The organism is Sphingobacterium sp. SRCM116780 (genome assembly GCF_021442025.1).
In the GTDB taxonomy this organism is placed as follows: Bacteria; Bacteroidota; Bacteroidia; order Sphingobacteriales; family Sphingobacteriaceae; genus Sphingobacterium.
Map to the genome: position 1 here is coordinate 3489781 of NZ_CP090446.1, position 19053 is coordinate 3508833.

The window sequence follows — 19053 nt, forward strand, 5'->3', positions numbered from 1 at the left end:
TTACCTCACCACAATATTTCCAAGCAATCCACCCAACATTTTCTCGGCATCTTTTAGCTTTTGGTATTTAAAGATCAAGACTTCAATATTGGCGTCATCTTTCTCTGATTTAAGCTCTTCTCGGATCTTGACCATCTCTCTTTCAATTTTTCTCTTTTTGATCCGATAAATTGCCGTTACAACAAGGGTTTTAAGATGCTCATGTTCTTGAGTAACGTATATTTTGCGTTTATCGTCATTCCAGTTTTCACTTAGACTATATTTTGATGCGACGCAATTCACCGCCAACTCAGCAATTGCGGAATCAGGATTGGAATAAAATTGTTTTACTTCGGGTATTTCAAATTTTTCGACAGCTTCGCGATAAACTTTCAAAATATAGGCAGCAGCTTTGTCTTCAAAGTTGACATCGTCAATATTGCTCAACAGCAAACCAGCAACTGGGATATCTCCATCACCTTCCCAAGTGGCTAAATAATCTCCGTAATTGATCAAAATGCGAATAATCTCCCGCTCTTGCAGAATCTCTGCCGTAATCTGTTGAGAAGGGCTTTCCGTAGCGATTGATGTCGCTCCTCCTCGCTCCTCCTCGGTCAGGAAGAAATCTGCTGGAGGACCATCCATCGGCGGAGGAGTTGCACCCATTCCTGCTGTATTTTTCTTAGCGAAGTCTTTATCTGCTTTTTTAGATTTAGAAATACGAATCTTATTGAGTTCTGAAAGCAGGATCCGCTCTTCGATATCCAATAGGGTACTACATTCTCTAATGAAAACAGACACTTTGATTTCATCGGGTATAAGCGCTATACTTTCAACGACTTCTCGAATAACCTCTGCCCTTTTGATGGGATCATTGTTCGTATCACGAAGTAGGATTCTTGTTTTATAGAATATAAAATCCTGTTGATTGGCTTTGATGTAATCTTTAAAGGCTGTAGATCCAAATTTCTGCACATAGGAGTCTGGATCATTTCCATCAGGAAAAAGCAGCACTTTTACATTTAAGCCCTCTTCTAGTAACATGTCTGTTCCGCGGAGAGAAGCCTTTATACCAGCCTCATCTCCATCATAAAGGATGGTTACATTCTTTGTAAATCGAGCGATTAAACGAATCTGCCCTGTAGTCAATGACGTCCCTGAAGAGGATACCACATTTTCTACTGCTGCTTGGTGCATGGAAATAACGTCGGCATACCCTTCTACCAAATAGCAATTATCATCATCCATGATTGCTTTCTTGGCAAAATTGAGCCCATAGAGTACATCAGATTTATGATAAATATCACTTTCAGGAGAGTTTACATATTTTGGAACTTTCTTATCTGTTTTTAACGTTCGACCTCCAAAACCAATCACTCTTCCTGTCAAATTGTGTATGGGGAACATGACCCGACCGCGAAACCGATCGTACAAGCTCTTATCGTCACGCTCTATGGCAAGACCTATTTCTTTCAGGTAATCAGGATGGAAGCCCGCCTTTGTCGCAGCATCTACGAGCGCTGTCCAATTATCCGGAGAATAGCCTAGTTCAAATTTCTTGATGATATCTTCTCGATAACCACGCTCTTTAAAGTACTGAAGTCCTATAACCTGCCCAAGTTCTGTGGTCCACATCTCTTCTTTGAAGAATTTACTCGCCCAACTGCTCAGTATGTATAAACTCTCACGTTTATCTTGTGCAGCTAATTGTGCAGGAGAGCGCTCTACCTCTTCAATCTCAATGCTATATTTGTTTGCAAGGAATCGAATGGCTTCGGGGTAGGAAAACTTTTCCAATTCCATCACAAACTTTAAGGAATCTCCCCCTACTCCACATCCAAAACATTTATAGATACCTTTGGATACTGAAACGTGAAACGAGGGTGTTTTCTCATGGTGAAAAGGACAATTTCCGATAAGTGATGTGCCTCGCTTTTTCAGATCCACAAATTCCCCAACAACCTCTTCAATGCGAGCAGCATCCAGTACCTTATCTATTATCTCTTGTTTGATCAATTTCTTGTCCTTTTATAAGAAGTAAAATTAATAATTATATAAGCATTTCCAACATGAAATTCATCTATATTCCTGCTACCGAAACTAATTATTTTACTATTTTTGTGCTACTATAAAAATGCTTGAATATAAAGCTATGTCATTTCATATCAAAAAAATCTGTTGTATTGGCGCTGGCTATGTTGGTGGTCCCACCATGTCTGTCGTTGCGAAACAATGTCCTCATATCCAAATCACGATTGTTGATGTCAATGCGAACCGCATTGCGGCTTGGAATGATGAAAATTTAGAAAATCTACCTGTTTATGAACCTGGCTTAGCGGAAATTGTTGCTGAGGCTCGGGGATGTAACTTATTTTTCTCAACAGATGTAGAGAAAGCGATAGATGAAGCTGACATGATCTTTATCTCGGTCAATACACCTACTAAAAACTATGGTAAGGGAAAAGGAATGGCCGCTGATTTAAAATATATTGAGCTATGTGCTCGTCAAATTGCTGCTGTTGCGAAAACCGATAAAATTGTCGTGGAGAAATCTACTTTACCAGTGCGTACGGCTGCAGCCTTAAAAAGTATCCTAGACCATACGGGTAATGGGGTGAACTTTCATATTTTATCTAATCCTGAATTTTTAGCAGAAGGTACTGCTATTCAAGATCTGTTAGCTCCTGATCGTGTTTTGATTGGCGGTGAGAATCAAGAGGCTATTCATGCTCTTGTTGATATTTACCAAAATTGGGTACCTAATGATAAAATCTTGACCACCAACTTATGGTCTTCCGAGCTTTCCAAATTAACGGCTAATGCTTTCTTAGCACAACGGGTATCATCCATCAATTCGATTTCGGAATTATGTGAAAAAACAGGAGCGAATGTTGACGAAGTCTCAAAAGCGATTGGTATGGATACACGTATCGGTGCAAAGTTCTTAAAAGCATCTGTTGGATTTGGTGGATCTTGTTTTCAAAAAGATATCTTAAATCTCGTTTATATTGCAAGAAGTTATGGTTTAAATGAAGTTGCTGATTATTGGGATCAGGTTATCATTATGAACGATCACCAAAAGCAGCGTTTTGCTGATAGGATTATCCAAACCTTATACAATACTGTCTCTGGGAAGAAAATCACCTTCTTAGGGTGGGCTTTTAAAAAAGATACGAATGACACCAGAGAATCTGCAGCAATCTATGTTGCTGATTATTTGCTGAACGAACAGGCGGAGATTACGATTTATGATCCGAAGGTATCTGCAGAACGTATTTATGCGGATCTTGATTATTTAAATACGAGAAGTCCTGAAGAGAATAGAGCTTTAGTAAAAATTGTCAATGATCCTATTGCAGCCTGCAATGATGCGCATGCGATTGCTGTTTTAACAGAATGGGATGAGTTTAAGAATTACGATTGGTATACCATCAAACATCAGATGAAGAGACCTGCTTTTGTGTTCGATGGAAGAAAGCTTTTAAACAGAAAGCATCTGGAGAATCTTGGTTTTAAATATTATGCTATTGGTGAATAGCTTATTACCAATAAGAAGGGGTTGTTTTTTAGACAACCCCGTTTTTTATAAAAGTCAATTTGTTCTTTATTGACGAGAAAGAACCCGCTCTACAGTTTCACAACAATTGTTGCGAAAAATTTAAGCGGGTTTTATTGGTGCCTGTAATACCTTTTAGAAGAATAGAAGAAGAAAATGGAAAAGGCTTACAGGACTTTATATCTTTACCTATGATATCATTTGATAGATTTCTTGCATATAAGATGATTCGGAAAGAGCATCTGAAAAATCATTCCATTCGTCTTCATTAAAAACAAAAACAATTTCTGGACAGGGTGTCTGAATCAATACCCGCATATCTCCATCTGGAAAACTGTAATAATTACCCGCTACATTATTACGCATTGCAGAACCAACAAATGACTCAAATTGTAAGGATCCTAGACTCAAAAGAAAGGAATCTTGCCAGATATAAAATGTCTTACATTTTGTGCAATAACTAATATGAGATTTTCCTTTATGACTGAGAATGACTGATTGACACATATAATTCGTTTAAAGTTAAAACATATTTACCACTATATTTATTTAGATTAATTATAAATAATAATCAAATATAGAAATTAATTCCAAATCTTTCGAATAAATGCAAAAAAAAGGAGCAAAATATTTTTGCTCCTTTTCTCGATTTGAATCTTGTTAATTCAGTCCTCTTTTTATTACTAAATATTTAGGATCTGGATCTGCTCCTCTAAATGTTTTATACATGGCAGCTGGATCTCCTGTACCGCCTTTTTCTAAAATATTACGGCGGAATGATGCTGCTGTAGGCTGATCATATAATGATTTTTCTTTAAAGGCTGCAAAAGCATCTGAATCTAGCACTTCAGACCAGATATAAGCATAGTATCCTGCAGAATACCCTCCTTCAAAAATATGCTTAAAATAAGTACTTCTGTAACGGGGAATGATCGCATCTATTAAACCGATTTTTTTCATAGCCCCCTTTTCAAAATCATTGATATCACCTGTGATTGGCGAAGTTGTAGCATGATAGTTCATATCTAACAATGAAGCGGAAAGATATTCTACAGTTGCAAAACCTTGATCAAACGTTCCAGCTTTTTCCAACTTAGCAATTAAAGAATCTGGAATAGCTTCTTTTGTTTTGTAATGCTTCGCATAGTCTTTTAATACCAAAGCATCAGCTGCCCAATTCTCCATGATTTGAGAAGGTAATTCAACAAAGTCTCGAGGTACTGATGTACCCGCTAAACTTCTATATTTCACATTAGACAATAATCCGTGTAAAGCGTGACCAAATTCGTGAAACAAGGTCGTTGCTTCATCAAATGTCAATAACGCAGGTTGATCGCCGATAGGTTTTGTGAAATTACAAACAATAGAAATGACAGGTGCATTACGTTTTCCTTCCGTTTTACTTTGATTACGATAGGATGTCATCCAAGCACCACTACTTTTAGATGCACGGGGGAAAAAGTCAGCATATAATATACCCAAATGTGAACCATCTTTATCCTTTACTTCATACACTTCCACATCTTTGTGATAAACAGGCACATTATTGAGGGCAACGAAAGTCAATCCATACAATTTATTGGCGACAGCAAATGCACCTTCTCTTACTGTTGGCAAACTAAAATAAGGTTTAATCTCATCCTCATCAAGCGCAAATCTTTTCTTGCGAATGATTTCTGTATAATATCTCCAATCATAAGGGGCGACTTCAAAAGTACCACCTTCAGCTTTGATTTCTTTGTTAATATCCGCGGCCTCGCCTTTTGCTTTATTAAGTGCTGGTGCCCATAGTTTATGCAATAAAGCATATACATTCGTCGGATTCTTAGCCATCGATTCTTCTAGAACATACGCTGCATAAGATGGAAAACCTAATAATTTAGCCTTATCTAAACGCAGATTAGCAATTTTACGTAAAACCTCTTTATTGTCGGCTTTATTTTCGTTATTACCTCGCATCTGGTAAGCTTCCCAGATATGCTTTCTGAGTTCTCTATTTTTTGCGTACTGCAAGAAAGGCATGACAGAAGGATTTTGTAATGTAAATAACCATTTACCATCTTTACCTTTTGCTTTAGCTTCCTCTGCTGCTGCTGATTTTAATGATTCTGGCAATCCTTCCAACTGAGAAGCACTATCAATAACCATCTCAAATGCATTTGTTTCTGCAAGCACATTTTGTCCGAACTGAACGGTTAAACTTGATAATTCAGCATTTATTTTTTTTAATTTCTCTTTATCCTTATCTTTTAGGTTAGCACCTGATCGGATAAAATCTTTATAGGTGTTTTCCAATAATTTTGTGTCTTCTGGACCTAAGCCCAATGATGATTTCTTATTCCAAACAGCTTTAATGCGTTGAAACAATTTGCTATTCATCGCTATTTCATCGTGGTGCGCCGTTAATAGGGGAGCCATTTCCTTATCGATTGCATTCAGTGTATCAGTGGTATTCGCTTTACTTAGATTATCGAATATTGTCGATACATTATTCAACAATTTACCGGCATTCTCAATCGCTAATATGGTATTGTCAAAAGAGGGATCTTCTGAATTGTTTACAATGGTGTCAATCTCTAAATTATGAACCTTAAGAGCTTCCTCAAAGGCTGGTTTAAAATGTTCATCTTTAATTTTATCAAAAGGAGGAACATTAAATGGGGTATCATATGCTAATAATAGCGGATTATCCGTCATTTGTTTCTTTTCTTCACAACCAACAAAGGCAGTTACCACAATCAGAAAAAGTGGCAAAAGTCGTTTTTTATTCATTCTATAGTTTTTTATTCGCGCAATAATTTGGGCAAAGTTACAAATATTTGACTAAGTAATCCTGTTTTAGGGAGATCAAAATAAGTATTGTATATTTATCACAATAATGTAATAACCAAAGAGGTAATTAAAAATTTTCGTTTTTTTATTGTCTCTTTGAAAATAAATCCTAATTAATGAAAAATGTAAATCATTTTTTCTTGTACTGCGCTGGTGTACACGAAGAAACGCTAAAAAAATATCCACAAGAGCTTAATAAATATGTCGCTATTGGTGCTACAATTTTCTTCACTGGTCTATTTGCTGCACTTTCTGGTGGCTATGCCATGTATTTTGTTTTTAGTGGGGGATCACTCGATTGGTTATTAGCCATTGTATTCGGTATTATTTGGGGATTGATGATCTTCAATATGGATCGTTACATTGTATTAAGCATCAATAAATCAAAAACTGGCTTTTTCCAACTATTACAAGCTTTACCACGTATTCTGCTTGCGATCTTGATCGGGATGGTTATCTCTAGACCTCTTGAATTAAAAATATTTGATAAAGAGATTCGTGAGAATTTAAAAACGACCTACTTAGCTAATGAACGTGCAAAAGTTGATACCTTGAATATCATTTTTAATAAAAAATATGCTTTTGAGCTCAATCAATTAAAGACTTTAGCTGCTGAAAGAGATTCATTAGATGCGAATATAAAGACGGATCGTCAAAAATTGAATTATGAAATCTTTGGTAATAAAACGACGGAAACTTCTGGGGTTCTTGGGTTTGGTCCTTATGCGAAGAGAAAAGAATTAGAGTTACAAAGATCAACTGCTTATCTGGATACACTTCGAAGTAGAGTGCTTGAAAAACAGAATACGATACGTGAAAAACAACGGTTTGAAGGAATTTTAAATCAAAAAGGTCTATCGAATGCGAGTCTGGATAGTGCCGTCAATTTAGCGGGTTTTGCGGACAGAAATTCTGCATTGGGCAATCTTAAAGTTAAAGCAAATGGTAAAATCGATCAGGCAACCGACAATGCTGTTACTTTCATTGGTTTGTTATTTATTTTCTTAGAATGTTTACCTGTATTTGTGAAGTTACTATCGGGCAGAGATGCCTATGATGCTGCTATCCGTAATCAAAAGACTATTGATGAATATGAGTCTGATTCATTTGTCAACACGGAAAAATCTGCTATTGACAAATTACAAGATGCAGCTATTGATATTTCCATAAATAAAAGACTCAAAAAAATGAATGAAGAAATAGAAGAAGAGGTTTAGTCCTCTTCTTCTATTTCTTCATCTAAATATTTAGGGTCAATTTGTTTACTCGCCTTAGCGCCTAGTTTTTTTAAGTTTTCTATTCTTTTAATGACATTCCCAGAACCGAAAGACAGTTTCTTGGAAGCGTCTTCATGGCTTTTTAAAGCTCTTTGCAATTGACCTTGTACTTGATCCATATCGGTTAGAAAGCCATGAAATTTATCATATAATGCTCCCGCTTCTTTTGCTATTTCAATAACATTTCGAGTCTGGCGTTCTTGTTTCCAGATACTGGCAATTGTTCTTAACGTTGCTAAAAGTGTCGAAGGACTAACAATAACGACTTTTCGATCCCATGCATCACTAAATATATCCGATTTCTCTGAAACCGACATGCTCAATGCAGATTCAATGGGCATGAAGAGTAATACAAACTCTGGTGACTCTATCCCATATAAAGCATGATAATTCTTGGCAGAGAGGTCCTTGACATGATTTTCTATAGAGAGTATATGTTGTTTGGCAAAGATGGTTCTGTCTTCATCCGTTTCTGCATTTACCCAACGTTCATAGGCGACCAATGAGACTTTTGAATCGACAATCAAATGTTTATTTTCAGGTAAATCGATAATCGCATCGGGTTGCATACGTCGACCTTCTGTATCCAAGACTGAGGCTTGCAGTCTAAATTCCCGGTCTTTCACAAGTCCGGAACGCTCTAAAACACGTTCTAAAATAACTTCTCCCCAATTTCCTTGTTTTTTTGCATCACCTTTTAGTGCACGAGTCAAATTGATAGCCTCATCTTTAATTTTGAGACTTTGCTCCATCAATTGTTGCACAACACCTTTTAAGGAATTTCTTTCTGCCGCTTCATGCGCGTAGGTTTTATCTACTTTTTCTTCAAAAAGCTTAATCTTTTCCTTCAAAGGATCTAATATGAGCCCGATTGATTTGGAGTTTGTTTCTGTAAATCGAAGTGTTTTCTCTTCTAATATTCGATTTGCGATCACTTGAAATTCAGCATTAAACTGACGTTTAATATCCGCAATCTCAACTTTCTGTTCTTGAAATTTATCTTGTTGAGCCTTATAGAAAGAACGTGTGCTTTCTAAAGAACGTTCGGCAATTAATACATGTTCGCGCTCTCTTTCTAATTCCTCTCGCAACATTGTTCTTTCTTGTAGTAGACTTTGTTCGCGTTGTTGTGCTTTAGCCAGCTCAATTGATAATCGTTCTTTTTCTTGAAGCCACTGACCATCGGGTTGACCAGAATCTCTCTTTTTTAAAGAAATCACAATTAACACGATCAGTAAAATAATGACGATAATGATATATACTGTTTCCATAGGTTCTTTTATAAATGAAAAATGGTCCAATTAGACCATTAAAATTATTGCAATTTCTGATGGGTACGCCACCAAAGGTCGGGCATCTCTCCAGTCACGGCTGTTTGATAATCTTCATAACGACAGGGAACCAAGTGATAGCGTTCATTGACAGATCGTGAACCAAAATAAGGGACTTGCATCCACCATCGATCTGATTTTTTACTTTTTACAAATACCAATTCATGCTCCTCATTTTCCAAGGTAGTCCGATAAATAATATAAGAAGATTTTGGAAACAACGGGGTATCCTGTTTACGATTGTAAAAACCATCGATAAAACACCAGATCATCTGGGCAACTAACATCGCTGTTTGTTCCATAGGATCAAAAGTAGGGTTAACCTCATAGAAGCCAATGGAAGAACATTTATCTGACATACCTGCATATCGTGCTATTTGACAAGCTTCATCTCCATATAAACCGTTTGGCATTGCATTGGCATTTCCAGGAGCTTCTGAAGAACGAATAGCGCCAATATCAAAGCTAACCATATCTGCTGCTCGAAGCAATGGTTCTGATTGATCCATACGACCTGCTAAAGCGCCTACTCGAGTGGCATTAAAGAACAATTTATCGTACATATTGATCGACTCTTTACTTACTAAATAGGTCTGATAAGCGATATTATTTAAGTTAAATAAATAATCAGGTTCATGTAGAATAATATGATTCAAATAGGAGTTCGAATTCAACTCCACCTGTTCGGAGCTTTCTTGATCGAGATCAAAGCGCGCATCGACAACAGCAACTTCTATCTTTTGTCCTCGGCTTTGATACCCTAAATATTGGGCATATGTCAAATCTTGGCCTCCTCCAATAATGATCGGTAGGATATTTTCAGCTAACAATTCTTCTACGACAGCCTTTAACGCCGCATATGTATCCGCCAAACTTGCCCCAGCCTTGATATTACCTAGGTCAACAGCATTTATAGCATAGTCTCCTTGGTAAAGCGTATAAAGATGCTTTCTAACAGCATCGGGAGCTTTTGCACAGCCTTGATTATATACGGCTGCACGGTCGTCTTCTACGCCCACGATTGCTACTTGTGGCCTGTCTTCTCTATCCCATGTCGGGAATTGATCTTGATAAATGCGAAAAACATTTCCTAACTGAGAACGTAAGAAACCTTCCTCAGGAAAGAACTCTTGAGTAGCAATTGGTGTAAAAAAAACGGATAATGACATATGATGAATGTGTATTGGGTATAATCAAAATTTAAAAATCTTGTCCTAGACAAATATCCATTTATTAACTTACTTTTGAAAACATTATTTTTAACGTTATCTTTATCAAGTGATATTAATAACAGGAGGAACCGGTTTTTTGGGCGCGACATTAATCAAGCAATTGATTGATTTGGGTATTGATGTGGTCGCTTTGAAACGCTCAAATTCAACTATTCCACAACAACTATTATCTTCATCTCTCATTCAATGGATTGATGCTGACATTTGTGACTATTTTGAGTTAGCAGAGGCTTTCATAAACATTACAGAAGTATACCATTGCGCTGCAGTTGTTTCTTACCAGAAAAGAGATGCTGTAAATATGAAAAAAGTAAATGTTGAAGGGACTTCACACATTGTCAATCTATGTTTAGAGCATAAGGCTCGACTTGTTCATGTTAGCTCTGTAGCAGCTTTGGGTTCTAGTAAAACCCAAACACCAGTTAACGAGAAAGATTATTGGGAATATCATCCTACAACCTCAAATTACGCGGTGTCCAAGTATGAAAGTGAGATGGAAGTATGGCGGGGTATTGCGGAGGGGCTAGATGCGGTCATCGTCAATCCATCTGTTATCATCGGTGCATCTGCAGGCAGTAACGGTTCTGGGGCTATATTTTCACTTGTCAACAAAGGTTTAAAATATTATCCTACTGGTACTGTTGGTGTCGTTGATGTCGAAGATGTTGCTACGATTATGCGTAGCTTGATGGAAAATAAAGCAATCTCCGGAGAACGCTTTGTTATTAATAATGTTAATCTGAGTAATAAAGATTTATTGGAGAAAGCGAGTGCAATAATGGGGAGAACAGCTCCTAAAATAGCAGTATCACCAACGCTATTAAATATCGCTTCCACAATCGCAACTTTTGTTGCTTCCATAAAAAATGAAAAGTCTACGCTCACGAAAGATAGTGCGAGAGCGTCGAGTGAGAAGTTAGCCTACTCAGCCGAAAAATTACAAGAAATCTTACCGTTTAACTATAAACCTTTAGATAGAACTTTAGAAGAAATCTCTATTTTATATAATCAGCATAAAACAAACTAAACCGTGAAGAATTACTATATTATTGATTTTGACAGCACTTTTACGCAAGTAGAGGCATTGGATGAATTGGCAAAAATATCTCTTGAAGGTCATCCTGATCGAGAAAAAATCTATCTTGAAATCGAACGATTCACAAACCTTGCAATGGAAGGAAAACTTTCTTTTCGCGAAGCGTTAGCCGGTCGTGTTCAATTACTGCAAGCAAACAGAAGTCATCTTGACAAACTGATTGTCCATCTTAAAAAGAAAGTCTCTACTTCGTTTTCCAGAAACAGAGAGTTTTTTAAAAAAAATGCGGATACTGCCTGGATTGTTTCCGGTGGATTTAAGGAGTTTATTACACCAGTAGTTACGCCCTACAACATCAAGAAAGAAAACATCTATGCAAATACCTTTAGATTTGATGAGAACGATAATATTATTGGTTTTGATGAGTCTAATCCATTATCTGATGAAGGTGGTAAAGTAAAACTCTTAAAGGAGCTCAAAATTGATGGAACGATCTACGGTATTGGAGATGGTTATTCCGATTTTCAATTAAAAGAATCGGGTCTTATTGAAAAGTTCTTTGCTTTTACGGAGAATATTTCACGAAAAACAGTCACTGACAAGGCTGACTTCATTACGCCAAGCTTTGATGAGTTTCTCTATGTCAATAATTTACCTAGAGCGATTTCTTATCCTAAAAATCGTATCCTTTGTCTCATTGTTGGTGAAGTTCCTGAAATTGCGGCACATATTCTAAAAAGAGATGGTTTTTCCATAAGAATCAAAGATACTTTTGAAGACAAATACACAAAAGATGTCGGTATGCTTCTTTTAGGTAAGGGTATCAAAGTTTCTGATGAACAATTAGCGCAGGCGGATAAGTTAAAAACAATCGGTGTATTGGGAGATGCCAAAGGTCATTTGAGTAAAGAAATTTGTAACGCAAAGGGAATTGTTGTCTTTGATGATAAAAAAGATAAAAAAAGAAATTCGGAATTTATTCCGAGAAGAATGGCTGATTTTATCAATAATGGCGATACCTATATGAGTAGAAATTTCCCTAATTTGCTATTGCCTAGAGTAAAAAATGTAACGCGCTTACTTCACATTCACAAAAATGTACCTGGGATTATGGCACAGGTGAACCATGTCTACGCTCAAAACAGCATCAATATCATTTCGCAATTTTTAATGACAAAGTCAGATATTGGCTATGCGGTAACAGATATTGAAGGAGAATATGACAAGGACTTAATCAAGCAACTTAAGAAGGTTCAGAATACAATTAAATTCCGGATATTATATTAAAAATGAAAAGGAGCTAAAGCTCCTTTTCATTTTTAATACGTATATATTTCTTGAGGTGTTACACAAATATCCAAAGGAATATCATGCGGATCAACATCTTGTATCAAATCGATAGGTTCAAAGAATGAAAGACCGATCTTCTTCACATCAGACCTACATAAGGATAAAAATCGATCATAATATCCTTTTCCATAGCCGACACGATTTCCTCGTTTATCCGAGATCAATAAGGGGATCAAGACAACATCCAGTTTTGTTTCACTAATAGCGATTCCCTCTACAGGTTCCAGTATTCCCCACTTATTATTTTCCAACACTAAGGAGTCATTATACACGTAATGCGTCATCTGCTGTGACAGCATATCCGATTTGGAGATAACGAGATTAATATCAGGAAAGTTTTCTCTGAAATAAGAAATCAGCAAGAAAGTATTGGGTTCATGAAACTTCAATATTGGCAGAAAAACATGACAAAATTTCACATGCTGCCAATTCAATTTTTTCAAATTATGGAATAAACTATTGTTTAACTCCTCTTCTTCTTGCTCAGACAAACGAGATCTTAAATCCCGATAATATGTCCTTAGTTCAGCCTTGGTCATATAAATACAAAAAAAACGGCCTTGAAGCTGGGTGCTTACAAGACCGAATAATCAACCTAAACCTAAATCTTTATATTACTTAACACGTTCGATGTAATCACCTGTTTGTGTATCAATTTTCACCTTATCACCTTGATTGATAAAAAGAGGGACTTTTACTTCTACTCCAGTTTCAACTGTAGCATTTTTCAATGCATTGGTAGAAGTATCTCCTTTTACTGCAGGCTCTGTATATGTAATTTCTAATTCTACATTTTTAGGAGCTTGCGCCATGATCGCTTCGTCACTTTCGAATGCTACAATCACGTTCATACCCTCTTTCAAGAACCGTGCCGAAGTACCGAACAGAAATTTAGGGATATTAAACTGCTCGTAAGTGCTATTATCCATGACCACGAAGAATTCACCTTCTTCATATAAATATTGATAATCACTTGTTTCAACACGCGCAATTTCAACACTTTCGTCAACACGAAAACGGTATTCTACTAATTTTCCAGTTTTAACATTACGCATTCTTGCTTGATAGAAAGCACGTAAATTTCCTGGTGTACGATGTATATATTCTTCAACGGAGACTAACTCTCCGTTGAATCTTAAAACATTTCCTGACTTAACGTCTGATGCCTTTGCCATGATTTAAACTTTAATGGTTATTTTTCCAAGTTACAAAAGTACGAAATCTAATCTTTTTATAGAAATCTAAAAATAATCAACTTTTATAGTCCAATACGGAGAGTTTTTCATCACAGAAGATATACTCTTTTTCTTGATTTGAACAAATAATGAATAGTCGATTAGCATGTTTTGTATTATTTACCAATGCTAAATACCACTCTTCTCCTTCCGTATCTAGATTGCTAGTCGGCTCATCTAATAATACAACTATAGAATCGCTACAACAGGCTAAAGCGAGTTTAACACGTTGCTTCATTCCAGAAGAATAATATTTCAGTTCCTTATCTATCGCTTTCTCAAGACCTAATAAGCGAACAACTTCTTCCTCATTATACCCAACTAAGTATTTCTTAAATTTAAAATGAAACTTTATTTGCTCCCTTAGCGTAAATTCCTCAATTAATTCAACGTAAGGAGTAGCAATAGAAATATATTCAAAAATGTTTTCAACAGGTACACTTCGGTTATCCAACTCAAAGCGAATGTTTCCTGCAGAAGGAGTTAAACTTCCTGAAAGTATCTTTAACAACGTAGACTTACCTGAGCCATTGGGTCCAAGTACAGCATATGATCGGCCGGATTCAAATTCATAATTAATATGCTTAAAAATCCATTCCCGATTATAGCGTCGACCTACGTCTGTTAAAATAATCTTCAAACTATCTGTAATTAAACAGCCCTTTGATTGAACCCTTTAATAACACCTCGGTTAGAGTTACGAATAAAACCTAAGATTTCATCTCGAATTTCCGTGGCTTGGAATTCAGCTTCGATAATGGCTGCTGCTTTTGTTAGATTTCTATTTTGAACAAATAAAACGCGATATATATTTTGTATCTCCGCAATTTGTTCTTCTGTAAATCCTCTTCTTCTCAAGCCTACAGAGTTAATCCCAGCATAAGAGATAGGTTCACGTGCCGCTTTGATAAAGGGAGGAACGTCTTTTCTCACTAACGTACCACCTGTTACAAAAGCATGAGAGCCAATGGTACAAAATTGATGTACAGCAACCATTCCTGCTAAAACAACATAATCTCCTACTGTAATGTGCCCAGCTAATGTGCTGCTATTGGAAAATATACAATAATCTCCTATGGTACAATCGTGTGCAATATGACTATACGCTTGAATCAAGCAGTTTTTCCCGATTACGGTACGAAATCTATCTTTTGTACCCCTATTGATTGTTACACATTCACGAATTGTAGTATTATCTCCAATTTCTGCAGTTGTAATCTCTCCATCAAACTTCAAATCTTGAGGTTCTCCTGAAATGACCGCTCCTGGATAAATTTTACAATTTTTCCCAATACGTGCCCCATCCATAATTGTTACATTGGAACCAATCCATGTTCCCTCTCCTATCACAACATCTTTATGTATGGTAGCAAATGGTTCCACAACAACATTTTGAGCAATTTTTGCTTCTGGATGTATATAAGCTAATGGCTGTATCATCTCTCCTATTATTTTACTTTCACGATCTGAGCCATTAACTCAGCTTCGCAAACAACTTTTTCACCTACCATGGCTACACCTTTCATTTTTGCAATTCCTCTACGGATAGGCTCCGTTAAATCGCATCTGAAAATAATTGTATCCCCTGGACTTACTTGTACTTTAAAACGGGCATTCTCGATTTTCAAAAATAAAGTCAACCAATTCTCTGGATCAGGAACAGTATTTAATACTAAAATACCTCCTGTCTGTGCCATTGCTTCGATCTGCAATACGCCAGGAAAAATAGGTGCTCCAGGAAAATGTCCCATGAACAAATCTTCGTTCATTGTTACATTTTTCAATCCCACCACATGATTTTCTGTTAATTCTAGAATCTTATCAACCATTAACATCGGTTGACGATGAGGTAAAATCTTCATAATCTGAACCGTGTCATAGACAGGTGTCATATTAGGATCGTATACCTTTATTTTTTTAGTGTTTTTATCTTTACGGATCTGCTCTTTGATTTTTTTAGCAAAAGCAACATTAGCAGCATGTCCTGGTCTTGCGGCCATAACATGTCCTTTTAACGGTCGACCTACTAAAGCCAAATCTCCCACCATATCCAATAACTTGTGACGTGCAGGTTCATTTTGATGACGCAATTTAATATTACTCAAAATACCTTCTTTTGCTACTGACACATCGTTGCGATTGAACAAATGTGATAATTTTTTTAACTCTTCTGCTGAAGTTTCTTTATCAACGATAACAATCGCATTACTCAGATCACCACCTTTAATCAATCCATTATCAACCAACATTTCTAACTCATGCAAAAAGCAAAAAGTTCTGGAAGAGGAGATTTCTTTTGAGAAATCTTCAATGGTATTAATAGCTGCATGTTGGCTTCCTAAAACAGGAGAATTGAAATCAATCATACAGGTAAGGCGATATCCGTCTAATGGCATGGCCATGATCTCGACTTTACGTTCAGCTTCTATATGATGAATATTGCTCGGTATTTCATAATAATCCCGATCGGCATCTTGCTCTTCAAAACCTGCTTCTTTTAACTTTTCAACAAAAATTGCTGAACTACCATCCAAGATTGGCACTTCAGGTCCATCTATCTCAATTAATACGTTATCAATCTGTAAACCAACTAAAGCAGCCATCAAGTGTTCAATCGTACTTACACTCGCTCCATTTTCTGAAATGGTGGTACCTCTAGATGTATCTGTTACATTTTCAGCATCTACCAATACTTCAGGCTCACCTTCTAAATCAATTCTTTTAAATTTATACCAGTGATTTTCAGGAGCTTGCTTTATCTTCATCGATACAGTCTTACCTGTATGTAAACCGACTCCAGATATAACCACATCTTGTTTAATGGTTCTTTGTTTTACATTCATTTCTAACATATATTTAATCGAAAACGACCCTTCGGTTCTTTAAGATTTCAACTTTTCTTTTAACAATCGCTCTAATTGTGTTATGCGTTTTTCCAAATCAGGTAATTTAGCATAGATTACTTGCGATCTCATATTGGATTGATAACCTAAAATAGGGCTACCTGCCCATTTTTTGTTTTCTTCTGTTATCGTTTTATTAATACCAGACTGCGCTTGCACCTGACTTCTATCGGCCACACTGATATGACCAACAACTCCAACTTGCCCTCCGAGGACAACGTTTTCACCAATTTTACTACTTCCGGAAACACCTGTTTGAGCCGCAATTACCGTGTTCTTACCCAACTCTACATTATGTGCTATTTGAATCAAATTATCCAATTTAACACCTTGATGTAATATCGTGGATCCCATAGTCGCACGATCAATAACTGTATTTGCTCCTATTTCGATGTCATCTTCAATAACCACATTACCAATCTGTGGGACCTTTGCATATGTCCCGTCTTCTTGGGGTGCAAAACCAAAACCATCAGAACCAATAACAGTTCCTGAATGTACAATCACATTTTTGCCCAGTATACAGTCTTGATAGATTTTAACTCCCGGAAATAACGTCGTATTATCTCCTATTACGACGTTATCGCCAATATAAACTTGTGGGTAAATCTTGACATTTTTGCCAATTTTACCGTCTTTTCCAATATAAACAAATGCGCCAATATATCCATCCTCTCCTATCTCAGTACTCGAATGAATAAATGAGGGTTCTTCTCGGCCTTTTCGATCTAATCGCACCTCATTATAGATATTTAATAAGGTTGAAAATGCCGCATAAGCATTTTTTACACGAATGATAGTCAAGGTCGATTTAAGAGCAGATAATAATTGCTGCTCTTCATTAACAATAACAATTGAAGCATTTGTCTCGTATAAAAAATGCTCATATTTAGGGTTCGATAGAAAAGATAAATCTCCCAAAGAAGCTTCTTCTATTTTTGCTAAATTTGAAACTTCGATATCCGGATTTCCTTCTATTGATCCATTTAATAAGGATGCTATTTGTTGAGCAGTAAATTGCATGCTACAAATCTATGTTTTTTTATTATATTTTAATTATTTTTTAGCTGGATTTGCTATATATCCGAGCTCTTTTGGATAACATAAGGCAAACTTTTGAACTTTTTTCGCCAAAGTTTCTAAATTTGACAAATCTGATGCCTCTGTGATATCCCTAATTTCACCTGTCTTCATCCATATTTTGATATTATCATGATGAGTATCGTAAGCACTGTTTTGAATCGCTTGCGTAAATACATAGTATTGTAAGTCCTCATCTTTTAGCTTAAAATATGTTTTTACACGATGATATACCTCATTCATTAATTCTTCAGAGAATGGTTCATCACTCATGACAGTACGATAAAGATCTCGACTCATTAATTTTTGACACATCATACTTAAAATTGGATCTTCATGTTGCGTCCATGTCTTTATCCCAGACATAATATCTGTATCATCTAAACGTGTAAACCAGTTGAGGTGTGACTCTTCTGCTAAAAAATTATCTTTATCAATTTTTTGTGTTAAAAACCAGCGAAATGCTGGAGTAGCAAACAGCTCAACACCCATACTGGACAGGTATTTTGCTCTCTGCAATATTTTAATCAATAATTGTTCGGCTCCAATAACTGTTTTATGCAGATAAACTTGCCAATACATCAATCGACGTGCGATTAAAAACTTCTCTACAGAATATATACCTTTTTGTTCTACCACAAGCTCATCATTCATCACATAAAGCATCGTAATGATACGGTCAAATGAAATCACTCCTTCTGATACTCCTGTAAAAAAGCTATCTCTATTCAAGTAGTCCATTCGATCTGTATCCAATTGGCTTGATACTAATTGATGTAGAAATTTTCGATGATATTGATCATTAAAAATGGTAATTGCCAAATCGAGTTTACCATTGAATTCCTTATTTATTCTATCCATTAAAAGAGACGATAATAGTTCATGAGAAACCCCATCTATAATCGTGTGTTCTAAGGAATGAGAAAAGGGTCCATGCCCAATATCGTGCAATAAAATAGCAGCAAGGGCAGCTTCTTCTTCCTCTACACTAATCTCGATCCCCTTTCCTTTTAGCGTATCAATAGCAAGCGACATGAGATGCATCGCTCCTATAGCATGCTGAAAACGTGTATGTAATGCGCCAGGATACACCAAATGTGTCATACTGACTTGTTTAATATACCGAAGTCGCTGGAAATAAGGGTGCTGTATAAGCTCAAATATTAAACCTGATGGAATGGAAACAAAACCATAAACAGGATCATTTATTATTTTTTTCTTATTCAAATCTTGAACGAATTA

Annotated in this window: 16 protein-coding genes; 4 read left to right on the forward strand and 12 right to left on the reverse strand. The window is 36.3% G+C overall.

Translation table 11 applies throughout. From position 1 onward, the window contains the following. Positions 1-1995, reverse strand: coding sequence for a DNA primase (gene dnaG, locus LZQ00_RS15030; RefSeq protein WP_234510079.1), 1995 nt, complete (start codon positions 1993-1995; stop codon positions 1-3). Between the two features lie 118 nt (positions 1996-2113). Between dnaG and LZQ00_RS15035 the strand changes: the two genes are divergently transcribed. After that, complete coding sequence (locus tag LZQ00_RS15035) at positions 2114-3517, forward strand: nucleotide sugar dehydrogenase (RefSeq protein WP_234510080.1); 1404 nt, start codon at positions 2114-2116, stop codon at positions 3515-3517. A gap of 207 nt (positions 3518-3724) precedes the next feature. Here the strand turns inward: LZQ00_RS15035 and LZQ00_RS15040 are convergent, their stop codons facing one another. Beyond that, complete coding sequence (locus LZQ00_RS15040) at positions 3725-4042, reverse strand: DUF6686 family protein (RefSeq protein WP_234510081.1); 318 nt, start codon at positions 4040-4042, stop codon at positions 3725-3727. A gap of 153 nt (positions 4043-4195) precedes the next feature. Next, entirely contained in the window at positions 4196-6307 is a 2112-nt protein-coding gene (locus LZQ00_RS15045) for a M3 family metallopeptidase (protein ID WP_234510082.1), read from the reverse strand. A 176-nt stretch (positions 6308-6483) separates the two neighbouring features. Here LZQ00_RS15045 and LZQ00_RS15050 point away from each other — a divergent pair, with 176 nt between their 5' ends. Beyond that, complete coding sequence (locus LZQ00_RS15050; protein ID WP_234510083.1) at positions 6484-7584, forward strand: DUF4407 domain-containing protein; 1101 nt, start codon at positions 6484-6486, stop codon at positions 7582-7584. On the opposite strand, the gene LZQ00_RS15055 is transcribed toward LZQ00_RS15050, so the two are convergent. Further along, entirely contained in the window at positions 7581-8915 is a 1335-nt protein-coding gene (locus tag LZQ00_RS15055; protein WP_234510084.1) for a DNA recombination protein RmuC, read from the reverse strand. The genes LZQ00_RS15050 and LZQ00_RS15055 overlap by 4 nt on opposite strands. A 44-nt stretch (positions 8916-8959) precedes the next feature. Then, positions 8960-10144, reverse strand: a complete 1185-nt coding sequence (locus LZQ00_RS15060) for a formimidoylglutamase (RefSeq protein WP_234510085.1) — start codon at positions 10142-10144, stop codon at positions 8960-8962. A 109-nt stretch (positions 10145-10253) separates the two neighbouring features. On the opposite strand from LZQ00_RS15060, the gene LZQ00_RS15065 reads away from it, so the two are divergent. Together LZQ00_RS15065 and LZQ00_RS15070 are read left to right on the forward strand one after the other, a co-directional pair. After that, the gene (locus tag LZQ00_RS15065) at positions 10254-11234 is read left to right on the forward strand and encodes an NAD-dependent epimerase/dehydratase family protein (RefSeq protein WP_234510086.1); all 981 of its coding nucleotides are present in this window, start codon (positions 10254-10256) and stop codon (positions 11232-11234) included. A 3-nt stretch (positions 11235-11237) separates the two neighbouring features. Further along, the gene (locus LZQ00_RS15070; RefSeq protein WP_234510087.1) at positions 11238-12530 is read left to right on the forward strand and encodes an HAD-IB family phosphatase; all 1293 of its coding nucleotides are present in this window, start codon (positions 11238-11240) and stop codon (positions 12528-12530) included. Between the two features lie 32 nt (positions 12531-12562). Here LZQ00_RS15070 and LZQ00_RS15075 read toward each other — a convergent pair whose 3' ends face one another. The 7 genes from LZQ00_RS15075 to LZQ00_RS15105 all read right to left on the reverse strand — a co-directional run bounded on the left by LZQ00_RS15075 (position 12563) and on the right by LZQ00_RS15105 (position 19038). Further along, the gene (locus LZQ00_RS15075; RefSeq protein ID WP_234510088.1) at positions 12563-13132 is read right to left on the reverse strand and encodes a 5-formyltetrahydrofolate cyclo-ligase; all 570 of its coding nucleotides are present in this window, start codon (positions 13130-13132) and stop codon (positions 12563-12565) included. A 75-nt stretch (positions 13133-13207) separates the two neighbouring features. Further along, positions 13208-13768, reverse strand: coding sequence for an elongation factor P (efp, locus tag LZQ00_RS15080; protein ID WP_234510089.1), 561 nt, complete (start codon positions 13766-13768; stop codon positions 13208-13210). A 76-nt stretch (positions 13769-13844) separates the two neighbouring features. Further along, a complete protein-coding gene (locus LZQ00_RS15085; protein ID WP_234510090.1) occupies positions 13845-14468 on the reverse strand; it encodes an ATP-binding cassette domain-containing protein in 624 nt (207 codons plus the stop codon). 11 nt (positions 14469-14479) lie between these two features. Continuing rightward, positions 14480-15268 (reverse strand): acyl-ACP--UDP-N-acetylglucosamine O-acyltransferase, encoded by a 789-nt coding sequence (gene lpxA / locus LZQ00_RS15090; RefSeq protein WP_234510091.1) that lies wholly within the window; start codon positions 15266-15268, stop codon positions 14480-14482. A gap of 8 nt (positions 15269-15276) precedes the next feature. Continuing rightward, a complete protein-coding gene (locus tag LZQ00_RS15095) occupies positions 15277-16671 on the reverse strand; it encodes a bifunctional UDP-3-O-[3-hydroxymyristoyl] N-acetylglucosamine deacetylase/3-hydroxyacyl-ACP dehydratase (protein WP_234510092.1) in 1395 nt (464 codons plus the stop codon). Between the two features lie 39 nt (positions 16672-16710). Then, complete coding sequence (gene lpxD, locus LZQ00_RS15100; protein ID WP_234510093.1) at positions 16711-17754, reverse strand: UDP-3-O-(3-hydroxymyristoyl)glucosamine N-acyltransferase; 1044 nt, start codon at positions 17752-17754, stop codon at positions 16711-16713. A gap of 33 nt (positions 17755-17787) precedes the next feature. Further along, on the reverse strand, positions 17788-19038 hold the full coding sequence (locus LZQ00_RS15105; protein WP_234510094.1) for an HD domain-containing protein: 1251 nt from the start codon (positions 19036-19038) through the stop codon (positions 17788-17790). Positions 19039-19053: the final 15 nt, after the last annotated feature.